Source organism: Shewanella cutis (assembly GCF_022410515.1).
Taxonomy (GTDB): Bacteria; Pseudomonadota; Gammaproteobacteria; order Enterobacterales; family Shewanellaceae; genus Shewanella; species Shewanella cutis.
This window is the reverse complement of the sequence record NZ_JACSDI010000001.1, coordinates 339,690-352,626: the sequence shown is the minus strand read 5'-3', so window position 1 is coordinate 352,626 and position 12,937 is coordinate 339,690. Positions and strand designations below refer to the sequence as shown.

General features: G+C 43.4%; 10 protein-coding genes. 5 read left to right on the top strand and 5 right to left on the bottom strand.

The annotated features are described in order from the left end of the window. Positions 1–104: 104 nt before the first annotated feature. Both H9J30_RS01755 and H9J30_RS01750 read left to right on the top strand, forming a co-directional pair. Entirely contained in the window at positions 105–725 is a 621-nt protein-coding gene (locus H9J30_RS01755) for a TetR/AcrR family transcriptional regulator (protein WP_240129419.1), read from the top strand. 178 nt (positions 726–903) lie between these two features. Next, the gene (locus tag H9J30_RS01750) at positions 904–1,782 is read left to right on the top strand and encodes a DUF6268 family outer membrane beta-barrel protein (RefSeq protein WP_240130044.1); all 879 of its coding nucleotides are present in this window, start codon (positions 904–906) and stop codon (positions 1,780–1,782) included. Here the strand turns inward: H9J30_RS01750 and H9J30_RS01745 are convergent, their stop codons facing one another. From H9J30_RS01745 to H9J30_RS01735, 3 genes are all read right to left on the bottom strand, one after another. Then, positions 1,783–2,343, bottom strand: coding sequence for a chalcone isomerase family protein (locus H9J30_RS01745; protein WP_240130043.1), 561 nt, complete (start codon positions 2,341–2,343; stop codon positions 1,783–1,785). It lies immediately after the preceding gene. 244 nt (positions 2,344–2,587) lie between these two features. Next, the gene (locus tag H9J30_RS01740) at positions 2,588–3,067 is read right to left on the bottom strand and encodes a DUF2947 domain-containing protein (RefSeq protein ID WP_240129418.1); all 480 of its coding nucleotides are present in this window, start codon (positions 3,065–3,067) and stop codon (positions 2,588–2,590) included. Between the two features lie 105 nt (positions 3,068–3,172). Further along, on the bottom strand, positions 3,173–5,641 hold the full coding sequence (locus tag H9J30_RS01735; RefSeq protein ID WP_240129417.1) for a motility associated factor glycosyltransferase family protein: 2,469 nt from the start codon (positions 5,639–5,641) through the stop codon (positions 3,173–3,175). A gap of 378 nt (positions 5,642–6,019) precedes the next feature. On the opposite strand from H9J30_RS01735, the gene pseB reads away from it, so the two are divergent. Next, complete coding sequence (gene pseB / locus H9J30_RS01730) at positions 6,020–7,015, top strand: UDP-N-acetylglucosamine 4,6-dehydratase (inverting) (protein ID WP_047534019.1); 996 nt, start codon at positions 6,020–6,022, stop codon at positions 7,013–7,015. Beyond that, the gene (gene pseC / locus H9J30_RS01725; protein WP_240129416.1) at positions 7,012–8,157 is read left to right on the top strand and encodes a UDP-4-amino-4,6-dideoxy-N-acetyl-beta-L-altrosamine transaminase; all 1,146 of its coding nucleotides are present in this window, start codon (positions 7,012–7,014) and stop codon (positions 8,155–8,157) included. The genes pseB and pseC overlap by 4 nt, the downstream gene beginning before the upstream one ends. 15 nt (positions 8,158–8,172) lie before the next feature. On the opposite strand, the gene H9J30_RS01720 is transcribed toward pseC, so the two are convergent. Together H9J30_RS01720 and H9J30_RS01715 are read right to left on the bottom strand one after the other, a co-directional pair. After that, positions 8,173–9,897 (bottom strand): glycosyltransferase family protein, encoded by a 1,725-nt coding sequence (locus tag H9J30_RS01720; protein ID WP_240129415.1) that lies wholly within the window; start codon positions 9,895–9,897, stop codon positions 8,173–8,175. After that, positions 9,894–11,810 (bottom strand): glycoside hydrolase, encoded by a 1,917-nt coding sequence (locus H9J30_RS01715; protein ID WP_240129414.1) that lies wholly within the window; start codon positions 11,808–11,810, stop codon positions 9,894–9,896. Before H9J30_RS01715 ends, H9J30_RS01720 begins: the two co-directional genes overlap by 4 nt. 206 nt (positions 11,811–12,016) lie before the next feature. On the opposite strand from H9J30_RS01715, the gene H9J30_RS01710 reads away from it, so the two are divergent. Further along, positions 12,017–12,928, top strand: coding sequence for a class I SAM-dependent methyltransferase (locus tag H9J30_RS01710; RefSeq protein WP_240129413.1), 912 nt, complete (start codon positions 12,017–12,019; stop codon positions 12,926–12,928). Positions 12,929–12,937 lie beyond the last annotated feature (9 nt).

The following is a 12,937-nucleotide window of genomic DNA, read 5'->3' as shown; positions in this document are numbered from 1 at the left end:
TTTATGTAACTAGACTTGCTAGTCTAGTTGCGTAAAACTGGACTGTCTAGTCTATTTTGTGCTTAACTAAGACGAATTAATGATATCGATTTTTGAGTAATGATATGACGCAGTCTTCTGATATCCCCTTGAGCCGAAGTGAACAAAAGAAACAGCAAGTGCTGGTTGCGGCTATGGACTTGTTTTGCCGCCAGGGGTTTCCCCATACCAGTATGGATGAAGTCGCTAAATTGGCGGGCGTTTCTAAGCAAACCGTTTATTCCCACTATGGCAGTAAGGATGAGCTATTTGTGGCGGCGATTGAATCGAAATGCGTGGGTCACAATTTGAATGATGACTTGCTGAGTGATCCAAGCCAACCCGAAGCCACCATTACCGAGTTTGCCTTGCAATTTGGCGAGATGATTGTCAGCCCTGAGGCGATAACGGTGTTTAAAGCCTGTGTGGCACAATCGGAAAGTCACCCTGAAGTGTCACGCTTGTTTTTTGAGGCTGGACCTAAGCATATTGTAGGATTAATGGCTGATTATTTAGTCGCGGTAGAAGCACTTGGACGCTATCGATTTGCTCAGCCGCACCACTGTGCAGTACGTTTGTGTTTGATGCTTTTTGGTGAGCTAAAGCTAAGGTTGGAGCTTGGGTTGGAGGCGGATAACTTAGTGGGAGAACGTGAACAGTATATTCGCGGTTGTGCAGAAATGTTCTTGAAAGCCTACCGAGTGTAACAGCATCAAACGCTTAGTATCAGTTTGTATCTTCTTCGAAAAGAGTGAACTTTTGTCTTAAATTGAGCGTATTATTCGCAACAAATTACTCACAGTAATGCAAGGAGCAAGCGTGACGACACCACTTTATTCTCGAGTTAGCATAAAAACCAGCCTAGTGTGCATAGGATTGGGATTAATGTCTTTGAGTTATTCCGCCGTTGCGGCTGAGTCGCGTCAGCAAGCGCAATATAAACCGTTTAAGTTAAGCGTATCGCAAATTAGTACCCAGAGTGCCAACGTTGCCAATGGTGAGACAGAGTTGCAGCGGGATAGCCTGTTACTTAACGCTGGCGTTACTATGCCCTTGAGCAAACAATGGTCCGTTGGGATGAGACTTGGCTACGACAGACTTGACTACGATTGGCGTAATATTCGTTTAACAGGCGCCAATAATACGGCTGCGTTGTTTAGTGATGCGGGTGACACTTGGGAAAATATTGACCGCTACCGTGCGAGCGTATCTGTTAATTATCGGATGGATAAGCATTGGTCATTTATGCTGTCACCACAAATCCAATATGCGTATGCCGATACCGCGTCCGCCAGTAATGCACAGAGTTATGGCGTGGTTGCGTCGGCGATGTATGCCTTTGAGTCGGGAAATATGCTGGGTTTTGGTGTGGCTTACTTGAACGACATAGATGAAGTGCGCACTTTGCCTTACCTTGCCGTGAGCTGGCAGATTAATGACAGCTGGCGTTTAGCAAACCCTTTCCAAGCTGGGTTTAGTGGGCCAGCCGGATTGGAACTCAGCTATCAGTTCAATCCTGCTTGGAACGTGGGCTTGGGTAATTCGCGCCGCACGGAGCGATTTTTAATTGCCGATGATGAAACGGTAGTCGAAACCAATGAATGGGTGAGCTATCTGCGAGCCGGTTGGCGCGTTACACCGGCAATCGCGTTAAATCTCTACGCGGGCTATTATTTTAACGGCGAATTAGAAGTGACCGATGAAGCTGCCCTTGATCTCGATAACCAAGGCGCTGCGGCCTTGGATCTCGAGTTCAGATTTTGATTATTGGCCCAGCATAGCCTCTTTGAGGCTTGCCTGGGCAGGTTTTTCACCTAACCAAATCTTGAGTAAGGCTTGGCGGAACATTTCCCCTTCAATCGTGGCTTGTTCTTGACCGTTTTTATAGGCGGTAACACCACGGCTTTTGTTGGCGACTAAGGTAAATTGGTCGCCTTGTTTTATTTCATCCTTAAATAGCGCCATAAACGCATCAATTTGTGGCTGAATATCCGTGGTATTATCGGCCGTGGCGTACTCAAAGCCTTCGATAATTGCATCACGCATTTTCTCTGAGGTGATCATTCCTGAGGTGATATTAAGACGAATCGCCGCAACTGGGGCATTGATCACTTCTGCGGTGGTGTTGCTGGGGGTAGGCACGTACAGGCTCCCCACATACAAATCCATAAAAAATTTGCTACGTACCCCTGCGCCATTTAATTGCAGTGTCTGAGCATCGAGCGTGATACTGTCAGCAACTTGGACTCCGGAAACCTCTTTAGCGTGAGTCAGTAGTGGGAAAAGTAAAGCAGTGGTAAGCGTCAGAGTTGAGAGTAACTTCATCATACACCTCATATTTTTTAGTTATGGCCGTTGAGCGTATCAATAATCTTGATTACTCAAACGGGGATTTATCTGTAGATTGCGAAGCGATACTAATCGAAACCAAAGAGGAGCGATAGCCTTATCTGTGCAAGCTATCGCTGGTTATTTAGGCCAAACAAGACTGTTTTCTCTTGTCTAGCACGGTAAAAAAGCGATATGAGTTAAGCAATATTCGACCAGTTTGGCTTTTGGGTGGACAGGGTCAGCCACGAACACCTAATTTATATTGGCCGTTCTGTTCAAACATGACGGCTTGTTTTTGTTTTGGAGAGATCAGAATTGGACCATCATCAAAGAACAAAAAGCACTTCCAATTGCGGACAAACACATCCCAACGAGTCTCTATCACTTGATATTTTTCGTAGCAAAAATAGACCTGAGTATCCTCTGGCCACTGAATAAACTCTGCCAACAACTCGGGTAGGCTGTTATCCTCGCTATCCCATGCGCTTTGCCAATGATCTGTTTGTGTCCATGCATCGGCTTTAGCCGCCCAATCCCCTTTAGTAAATTGCTCGGCGCGGTTGCTTTTATTGCTAATCCACTGATTCCACACCAGCATGGCACTTTTATCCGTTAATGGCAGGATACAAGTTTTGTCTTCATCGCTGACAGGTAAGTCTTTGTGGTTAAAAATCCACTTACGGCGATAGGTGTCTAAAGGTATATAGGTATGTGCCAAACAAAATCTCCTAGCAAATGACAAGACTAAAACGGGCTCATTATAAGGTCTGAGGAATAAATAATAAAACCACCGAGCGGAGATATTACCGCTCGGTATCTTTAATTATTGTGCTTCAGCCATGATTCGAGTGAGTTCTGCCGCGTAGTGTTGTGCTACCTGATTACTCGGATCGGCATTGAGGGCATTGGTAAACGCAGTGTGTGCGCCTTCAGCTTGGCCAAGTTCAATCATAAATAAGCCAAGTTTTATCCACGTTTGAGTATCTGAGGCATACTTTTCTAAGTAGTCTAGATAGATGTTGACTGACTCTTGAATTTTTCCGCATAGCTTAAGGATATGCGCATATTGCGGCATATACTCGTCACTGTAGGCCAAAATTTTGACAAGGGTTGACTCGGCGAGATCGAGTTTTTCAAGTTTGAGTGCAAGCAAAATAAGGTGCTTTAATTCCATCTCAGTACAGAGATCTTCGGGTAATGCTAATAGTGCATCTAAGGCTTGCTGATATTGCTGCTCTAGGCTGAGCTGTAACGCGAGAGCCAAGTGATGCAGTCTTTGCAATTCTGGATTGCCATCGACGAATGGCAGTAGGTTTTCTACTGTTATCGATAGACCTTGATTGTTTCTCATGGCGTAAAGCGTCATGATTTTTGTGTAGATATTTTCCGCAGTAGACGCCTTATTTAATGCCTCAACATAGACTGGGCTTACTAGAGTAATATCCTGAGAAAATTGTTCTGTTAATTCATTCCATATCACCTGCTCGGATTCAGATAATGTAGGATGTTTATGGTATTTATCCCAAATATAAACACGGCCTGATTGAGTTTTTTTCAACCAAATGGGTGCAAGCGGTGTTAATGAGGTGGAATTTAATTCGAGTTGTCGAAATTGAAGGTTGTCATAGGATTTTTTAGCGAGTTCTAAAATATCATGGCATATCGTATTGAAGGCTTCATAATAGTTTAGCGTCATTTCATTGATATGGGATTGTGTCCAACTATCCGTATTTCTCGATGTGAGAAAGTGCGAAAATTCAAAATAACCATAGGTTTTAATCAACCGAGACAGTGTGGCGTAGTGAAGATTAATCTCTTCTTCTATTTGGTTGATTTTATCCAGCGTTAAGCAGGAATCCTGCGGATCCTCATTCAGTGTATTGGCAAGCGTAAGTGCTTTTTTAGTTAACTGCCTTAATGTTTCTAATTGGCTAATGGCTTTACTGCACTCTTGTATTGCTGAGTTTAAGTCATCCCCAGTATCGGGAGTCGCCTCGTTGATCACCTCAATGACGGATTTATCCGTAAAGGATGAAAGCATTATTGCCGTTGTTGGCATGTGAACAATACCCTCAATTTTAGCTGCATTAATCGATAGATTAATAAAGCTAATATAGGGATAGGTCTTGGCTTCTTCAGCTAGGGATTCCATTGCATGAATGAGCTGAATAGGAGTTTCAGCGGGTTGTCCTGCGTAGGTTTCTACCCATTTATTATTACAGCCTAAACTTGGACCAATGCTGGCCTCAACCGTACCTTTTGCATGACTATAACCGGATTTTGAATAGCAATAATCAACACCACTTAGCAATAGGGTAGTAAAGCCCATCTCGATCGCTAAGCGGATTGAGCTGTTGGTGACCGTTGGGCCGACGGTGATGATATTGTCATGATCATGCTTGCCACTCCAAGGATAGCGTTGGCCTAAATAGGCTTTGGGGCCATTCCATTGGGAAAGGACTTTATGACTGACGTGATAGGAATTAACCAACAAGGTTTGGTGGCTTAATTTAAACATGTCACGGCTTACGTCGAAACTAAAATCCTGAGGGTCGACGCAGGTAATTATATCTACGGATATGCCATTATCGGCCAATTTTCCCGCGATGCGTGAGACGGCGATAATAAATAAATTGTCGTTATTATGTTTTATCCAATCGATATGTTCGTCAAGGGAAGGGCCACCTGCGATGATTAAGCAGGTTTTCCCGCTAAATGTATTCCGTAGTATTTGGGCTGGTATTTGATTATCGGCGATATTTTTAAGCTGGGTTTGAAAAAAGATTTTTTGGGTAAAACCGATCCTATGGGTGAAATAATCATCCTGAATCTTGGTCTCAATGCGATTGAATAAGGCAATATAGGCATCTAAGTGCTGGGATGCAACGCCTAAAGATTGATGGATTTCATATTGGCCTTTGATGAGATAGATTTTAAATTCATCATGTTCCATTAACTCAATAAAACTGGCTTCATTAACAATGCTGATTGCAGATTGTTTGTCTGCGGGGATATCGATGACCAATAAGGGCATGACTTCATCTAATTCAACAAAAATAAATTTGCTGCCGATGGGGAGATCCTGCTCCAACACGTAGTTGGCCAGTAGTCCAGAATCCATGCCTACCACAATATGCAGCTTATCTTGTTGAGAAAATGATTGCCTGAAACGACGATTGTAAAGGGTTTTAGAGTCAATACCCTCAAAGGTATGGCGATTAATACTAGGCAAGTAGTATTCGTTAAAGCGACTGATCGCAAAGTTATTCAAGATGTGGGCTTGTAGTTGCATGTTTTCCTCGAGTAGAGCGAACAACTGAGCGATTAAACGGATGAAACGCCTGCATGATGTCACTTCATACGTTATCTAAGCAAGTGTTGCTAGGGCTTAGCAAAATATGTTCCAGCAAAAAATTGACACTAATAGGCTGGTACCTTGCTTGAGCTATAAAGCTTTTGTTTGCTAGGTATCTAGCAATAAGTATATAAAAAATTTATATTTTATCGATATTTGCCTATAATGAAGTGGCTTGTATGCATAACATTTCAGATCATTTTATTCCGAAGAGGATTGTTGGCGTGGATCTTGTAGGAGTTGGAGAGTTGACGAAATGGCTCATCGTTGTCACAAGTAGCTAATCGAAGGTTTAAATCGTGAGTGGGGAACTCTATGTTTGATAATAAAACAATTTTGATTACGGGTGGCACGGGGTCATTTGGACAGAAATACACCAAAACCATTCTCGAACGGTATAAACCGAAGCGCTTGATCATCTTTTCCCGAGATGAATTAAAGCAGTATGAGATGCAGCAAGTGTTTAACGCGCCATGTATGCGTTATTTTATCGGTGATGTGCGCGATGGTGATCGCCTAAAGCAAGCCTTTAAAGATGTGGATTTTGTGATCCATGCCGCCGCACTTAAACAGGTTCCCGCTGCCGAATACAATCCGATGGAGTGCATAAAAACCAATATCCATGGGGCCGAAAATGTGATCCGTGCCGCCATCAGTAATAATGTTAAGAAGGTTATCGCCCTCTCAACAGACAAAGCCGCAAGTCCTATTAACCTATATGGTGCGACTAAGTTGGCCTCCGATAAGCTGTTTGTTGCCGCCAATAACGTGGTAGGAGATGGCAAAACCCGATTCGCTGCTGTTCGCTATGGTAATGTCGTGGGGTCACGTGGCTCAGTTGTGCCATTCTTTAAACAACTGATTGCCAATGGCGCGACTTCGCTACCCATTACCCATCCCGATATGACACGTTTTTGGATTACTCTTCAGGATGGTGTTGATTTTGTTTTAAAAAACTTCTCCCGTATGCAGGGCGGAGAGATCTTCGTACCCAAAATTCCTTCCATACGCATCACTGATCTTGCCGCAGCCTATGGGCCGAGTTTGGAGCAGCAGATTGTAGGTATTCGTCCCGGGGAAAAAATGCATGAGGTCATGTGTCCAGGGGATGACTCCCATCATACGATTGAATTTGATGACCACTTTGTCATCACGCCAAGTATTCGTTTTTTTGGGCGTGAAACAGACTTTTGTACCAATGCTTTAGGAGAGAAGGGGCAGGCTGTGCCGATGGGATTTGAATATAATTCTGGCACTAATCCACATTTTTTAACACAGGCTGAAATTCTTAAACTGGATACCGTTGCATGATCCCCTATGGCCGACAAGACATCAATCAGGCTGATGTTGATGCTGTGATTGAAGTGCTTAATTCTGATTATTTGACTCAAGGGCCTAAGGTTCCTGCATTTGAGTCAGCAGTTGCTTCCTATTGTTCAGCTCGCTATGGCGTAGCAGTAAATAGTGCGACTTCTGCCTTACATATTGCATGTCTCGCTCTTGGGGTTGGGCCAAACGATATAGTATGGACTTCTCCAATTACCTTTGTCGCCTCGGCAAACTGCGCGCTTTACTGTGGGGCTGAGATTGATTTTGTCGATGTGGATCCTCTAACGGGTAATCTTTGTCCACATGCATTGGCAATGAAATTAGAACAAGCGGCTCGGATAGGAAAGCTCCCTAAGGTTGTTATCCCTGTACATTTATGTGGCCATAGTTGTGATATGGCCGCGATCGCTGCTCTTGCTGAACAATATAGCTTTAACATCATTGAAGATGCCTCGCATGGAATTGGCGGGAGCTATCATGGATACCCTTTGGGTAGCTGCCAATACTCTGATATTACCGTTTTTAGCTTTCACCCCGTCAAAATTATCACCAGCGCCGAAGGCGGTATGGCCATGACAAACAGCTCAGAATTAGCTGAAAAAATGGCCCTTTACCGCAGCCACGGTATCACTAAAGCCCCCGATAAAATGTTAAGACCTGATGAAGGGGACTGGTATTACGAACAACACGCCTTGGGATTTAACTATAGGATGACGGAGTTGCAGGCAGCACTTGGTCTGTCGCAAATCAGTAGACTTAGTGCTTTTGTGTTGAAACGCAATGAACTAGCCGCTATATATCGTAAAGAACTCATTGGATTACCCTTTTGCTGGGTTGAGCCTTTATCAAATACTCAAAGTGCCAGACATTTACAAATTATCCGCCTAAATGACGCATCAAGAAGAAAGCAGCTATTCAACGATATGAGAGCTGCAAATGTACAAGTACATGTGCATTATTTCCCTGTACATCTTCAACCTTACTATTTAAAACAAGGATTTAAAGAAGGTGATTTCCCACAAGCAGAGGCATTTTATCAACAGATATTGACCTTGCCACTCTATCCTTTGATGACAGATAAGGAACAAGCCTGCGTTATTAACACCTTGTTAGCTGTACTGTAAGAAAATTCAATAGTGTTAGTTTACCGCTCCCAATAAGTGGCGGATATCATCTATAAGCGCTTGTATTCCTTGGTGTGATTCAAAGACTCTTGTTGCTTGGTTCTGAAGAGACCTTCTTTGTTCGGGCTCTGTAAGCAGTTGTTGTAACATCACCTTTGCTTCTTCCAATGAGTCGCTCACTAGACAACAGCGTTCTTGATTGAGGGCGATGAGTTCGGCTTCATCACAGAGATGTTGGGGGGGGAGAAGTAGGGTTGCTGCTTTCCCATAAATGGACTCAAATAGCGATAAGCCATAACAGCTTAAAATGATCTCTGATTGAGCGATTATTTCTTTAAGGTTGTCAGGATTTTGTTGAACCACTATGGCTGAATTTGGGGGCAGTTGGGGAGCTGGAGCCAGTGGGCCTTGAATCCATAAAATGGGCCAATCAGTACCAATGGAGTCCAGTATCGTTGGGAGTTCTCGGCCATAGCCCAACGCATCGCTACCCCCCGTGAGAACTAGAATTTGTGCTTGCTTAGCCGCTTGTGGAATTGTGCTAAAGAGATAATTTTGCCAGCCAGCGGATATTTTGGGATGATGGGCTGGACAATTGAAGCTTGGAATAAATAGCCAATCCAGTACATCCAGTAGCGGTACCATTTTATCGATGCCAATCCGCTTTGTACCACGCTTAGCTAGCCCTGCTAGCCTATTGGCAAATGATTCTAAATCGATAAAGTTAGGATGAAAATCAAGTAGCACTAATGGATTTTGATCTTCGGTTAATGCGCTGAGCAATGCTTGCTCATCCTCATGCCACACTACTTTTGAGCTTGAGTCTACTCGTTGTCCAGCTTCGCTATAAGTGTGAATATTCACTCCTATGCTTAAATGTTCCTGCAATGCATTGGCAATTAATTCTGAGCGCTTGAAATGTCCTAAACCTATTTGAGGCCCCAGATGACAATAGATACTCGCCTTAGCATAGTTTTTATTAGCAGCCTTTTGTTGTACATGGGCATTTATGGCGAACAGAGCAGAATCTTTTAGTAACTCTTCTTGTACCCACTCTAAACTGACAACTGTTTCAGTTGGATTGTTTACATACCATCGGCGATAGACTTCAACCATAAAGCGATAGTCAGCATGGGTATCTACTGAAATACGATGGGTAATTTTTCCATAATTACCGCTGTCATCGATATATCGTTTTGTTAATACAGGTCTTAATTTATCACCATATCCCACATGCTCCCGTGACATTACACAATCACTAACGGCCATCAACCTATTCCAGCCAGATCTAGTATAAAACCCCATCCCTTCATGGAGTGAAATGATCCCTTCTTTGAGTGTGATAGTGTCTTTATCTGAGGCTTTCAGGGCTCGCAGAGCGTGATCGATAAAATTGGGGTCTATAAGTGGGCAATCACCACAGATATACACGATATAATCAGGCTGTTGTCGCTGGATGATCCTATCAAGCCTGCCCATCAGATCATTAACATCACCTTCAAAGGGGACACAGGTTAGCTGGTTTTCTTGTGCCCAATTGATTAGGGGTTGGTTGAACTCATCTGCAGTTGTGGCAAGTTCTATTGCACTAATTGTGCTACACGTCTTTAGGCGTCTTAAAATATGGCCAATGATAGGAAGTGTATTACCTGCGGCATCACAAGCGAGTGGTAGCAAATGTTTACCAGCTAAGCGACTAGAGTTAAGGCGTGCGCCAATGATGGCGAGTATTTTGGTCATAGATTAATACTCTCTGGGGTAATACAGAGATTGAAATCGAGTAAATTGCCACCTTCCTTGAGTGTCTCATCGGCTTCGGCTAACGAAAACCATAATCGATTAAGGTATTTATCATCTATTTTTTTACTCGAAATCATGGGGAGTGCAGCACAATTGGCGGGATCCCAAGTTAATCGCACGCCACATTGGCCGCTGCCAAACCGAATTTGGCCAGCAGTAGCACCAATGGCGCTATTTGCCGAAACAATTGAAGATACAGGAGAACCTTGGTCCATATCCTCTTGTATTTGAAAAAACTCTTCCTTAACACCACCGAGATTGGTCTGGTACCAAGCTCTATTATCACAGCCGAGTAAAGTCAGATAACTGAGTCGGATTGAGGCTTCAGGGCGCTGCTTGTCCTCAAAGAAAAGGCCTGTATGCAAAGATTCATGCTCGATACGGTACCATTTAATGATGGCGCCACTTTTTAATGATTGACGGCAATAAATCACTAAATTGCCCTCTGCGCAGCCCAATTCATAATTTACTCGATTGAGATCGGTGACACGATCACGTGCACGAAATCGTTCCATTAACAAATGATTCGAGTAGAAATCAGCACCATAACTAATATGGTCGAAGAAACCATGGGATAAGGTACCTAGGACGGGTTCAAAGGCGTGGGACTTAAAGGCTAATTTATCAATAGCCAATCCACGGTTACCATTTAGGCTCAGGTGTACTTTAGGGGTACGAATATGCAAACGACGTCTTTGTGTATCGTACTCAATCTGAATATCTTCTTGTGCTTCCCAAGGCGCAAATACTGGCGCATTAGCAGGATTAGCAACCAAGTTAAGTTGCTGATAGCGTTTTGCGGTGATATGGGTTCGCAGATCGCTTGCCCACATACGGCACAAGTTTCGCCAGTCTTGCTCTGTTGCATGTGGATTATGTGTGAGTGTGGCAAATCGTTGATAGCATTGACTGTTGAGTAGGAGGTCATTACGACCGCTTAATCCCCAGCGGCTAACATTATATTTGGCCTGTTTTTTGACTGAAACCGGATGCTCTGCATTGGTGATTTCCACCGCATTTGATTCTTGCCAAAACTTAAGAATGTGTTGAGGTAACTGCCAACAATAGTTGTCCATCCCCGCAAGAGTGTTAAAAAGGGTGGAAATCCGCTGCCATTCCCCTTCAACTTGATCCGCCTCAGTTTGATAGCGACCGGGACGAAAGTCGAACACTTCGGCATCACTGCCATAAACAGGAAAGGCCAACATGCCTGGTTTGAATATTTTAACGAGATAGTGCAGATAATCCTCTAGCGTTAATTCGCCATGAACATAACGCTGGAACTTTTGAAAAGCGATTGCGTGGTTCCAAATCACCTTAATTGTTCTACCACTTGCGGCTTGTAAACTCTGTGGCCTGTCCAACAGTGTGTTGGACCAGTTTGGATTATGGGAGTAGGGATTATCCCATTCCACCACTACAGCTTCAAAACCTTGGTCGATATAAACATCTAAGAGCCCTGCTGAAACGGCTTGCTCATTGATATAGGCAATTTGAGGACGCACCCCAAGCAAGCTGTGATAGGTATCCTGCCCAAGACGGAGGTTAGCCTGATTGACTTGTGCAGGAACCAAAGGCCCAATAATTTGGCTATCACCGCTGGCGATAAGTTCGCACATTCCTTGTTGGAGCAATAGTTTGAATTCCGCTACCCACAGAGGGTCAACCTGTTGAACTGCTTCTAAGGTATAGGCCGTCATTTCAATTCCAACAGGGATACCTTTTTGCACTATCTGTAGGAGTGGCCAATAGCATTTGCGAATGACTTCGCAATGTTGTTCATTTTCAATGGAGGAAAAGGCCAAGTTTAAATGGAACACTGTATATAGTGCGACGGGTTGAACCTTGGGCATTTTCGCATACACCTTAGTTATTAAATGGCTAAATGAGATGGTTAAGTTCAAAAATTACAAATGCAGTAGATGTATCACAAGTTACTGACCCACGACTAAAATCTTAGCAGTTATCAGTAGGTTGTTACAACGTCATATTAATTGGCTTAAAATTTGCTATTCTTTGAAACGCCAACTTACTGACATTATCTATCTGAGGAACCGAGATGCATCAAAAAACATCTGAACAACATATGGGACATCTCGTTGACGAGATCAATGGTTTCCAAGTGATTGAATGTCAAATGTGTGGATTTAAACACATCCATCCTCTGCCAACGTTAGCCGAGCTTGAAAAAATCTATCGGCATGAATACTACACTCTAGATAAACCTCTATTTCTCCAAGAAACAGAAGAGGATAAAAATTGGTGGAATGCAGTGTATTCCGATCGCTATGATACTTTTGAAGAGTTTTTACCTACTACGGCTCGACGTATATTAGATGTAGGTTCTGGCCCAGGTTATTTTGTGAGTTATGGCCAGAAGCGGGGTTGGAAATCGATGGGGATTGAACCATCTGCGCAAGCTTGTGAGCACGCAAGGGGATTAGGGGCTGAAGTCGTTGAGAATTTCTTTAATCATAAGACAGCGACTTCACTAGGAAAATTTGATGCAATTCATGCAAATGCAGTTCTTGAGCACATCCCTAATCCAAGGGAAATGGTATCACTTTTTAGAGAGTCTCTAGTACAAGGTGGTATATTGTGTGTTGTTGTTCCTAATGATTACAACCCATTTCAAGAAGCGCTGCGAACGTATGAGGGATATCGTCCCTGGTGGGTGGCCCCACCGCATCATCTTAATTATTTTAGCTTTGAGACCTTGGGCAATTTACTGATCTCTCAAGGATTTGAGGTTGTGCTGCAGGAGACGACTTTTCCCATCGATATGTTTTTACTGATGGGGGATAATTATGTTGATTCCCCTGAGCTTGGACGTTCTTGCCATAAAAAGCGGATGAGATTTGATACTCAGCTGTTACACTCTGGTAAAAATCAGGTTAAGAGAAGGTTTTATCAGGCACTTGCTTCCGCAGGAATGGGGCGAGAAGTTGTCCTTTTTGCAAAGAAAATCTAGAGAACATCA

Bases quoted from the DNA above. Each gene is read 5' to 3' on its own strand.
- H9J30_RS01735 (WP_240129417.1), bottom strand. From the start codon at position 5,641: ATGCAACTACAAGCCCACATCTTGAATAACTTTGCGATCAGTCGCTTT.
- H9J30_RS01720 (WP_240129415.1), bottom strand. From the start codon at position 9,897: ATGACCAAAATACTCGCCATCATTGGCGCACGCCTTAACTCTAGTCGC.
- H9J30_RS01755 (WP_240129419.1), top strand. From the start codon at position 105: ATGACGCAGTCTTCTGATATCCCCTTGAGCCGAAGTGAACAAAAGAAA.
- pseC (WP_240129416.1), top strand. From the start codon at position 7,012: ATGATCCCCTATGGCCGACAAGACATCAATCAGGCTGATGTTGATGCT.
- pseB (WP_047534019.1), top strand. From the start codon at position 6,020: ATGTTTGATAATAAAACAATTTTGATTACGGGTGGCACGGGGTCATTT.
- H9J30_RS01710 (WP_240129413.1), top strand. From the start codon at position 12,017: ATGCATCAAAAAACATCTGAACAACATATGGGACATCTCGTTGACGAG.
- H9J30_RS01745 (WP_240130043.1), bottom strand. From the start codon at position 2,343: ATGAAGTTACTCTCAACTCTGACGCTTACCACTGCTTTACTTTTCCCA.
- H9J30_RS01750 (WP_240130044.1), top strand. From the start codon at position 904: ATGTCTTTGAGTTATTCCGCCGTTGCGGCTGAGTCGCGTCAGCAAGCG.
- H9J30_RS01715 (WP_240129414.1), bottom strand. From the start codon at position 11,810: ATGCCCAAGGTTCAACCCGTCGCACTATATACAGTGTTCCATTTAAAC.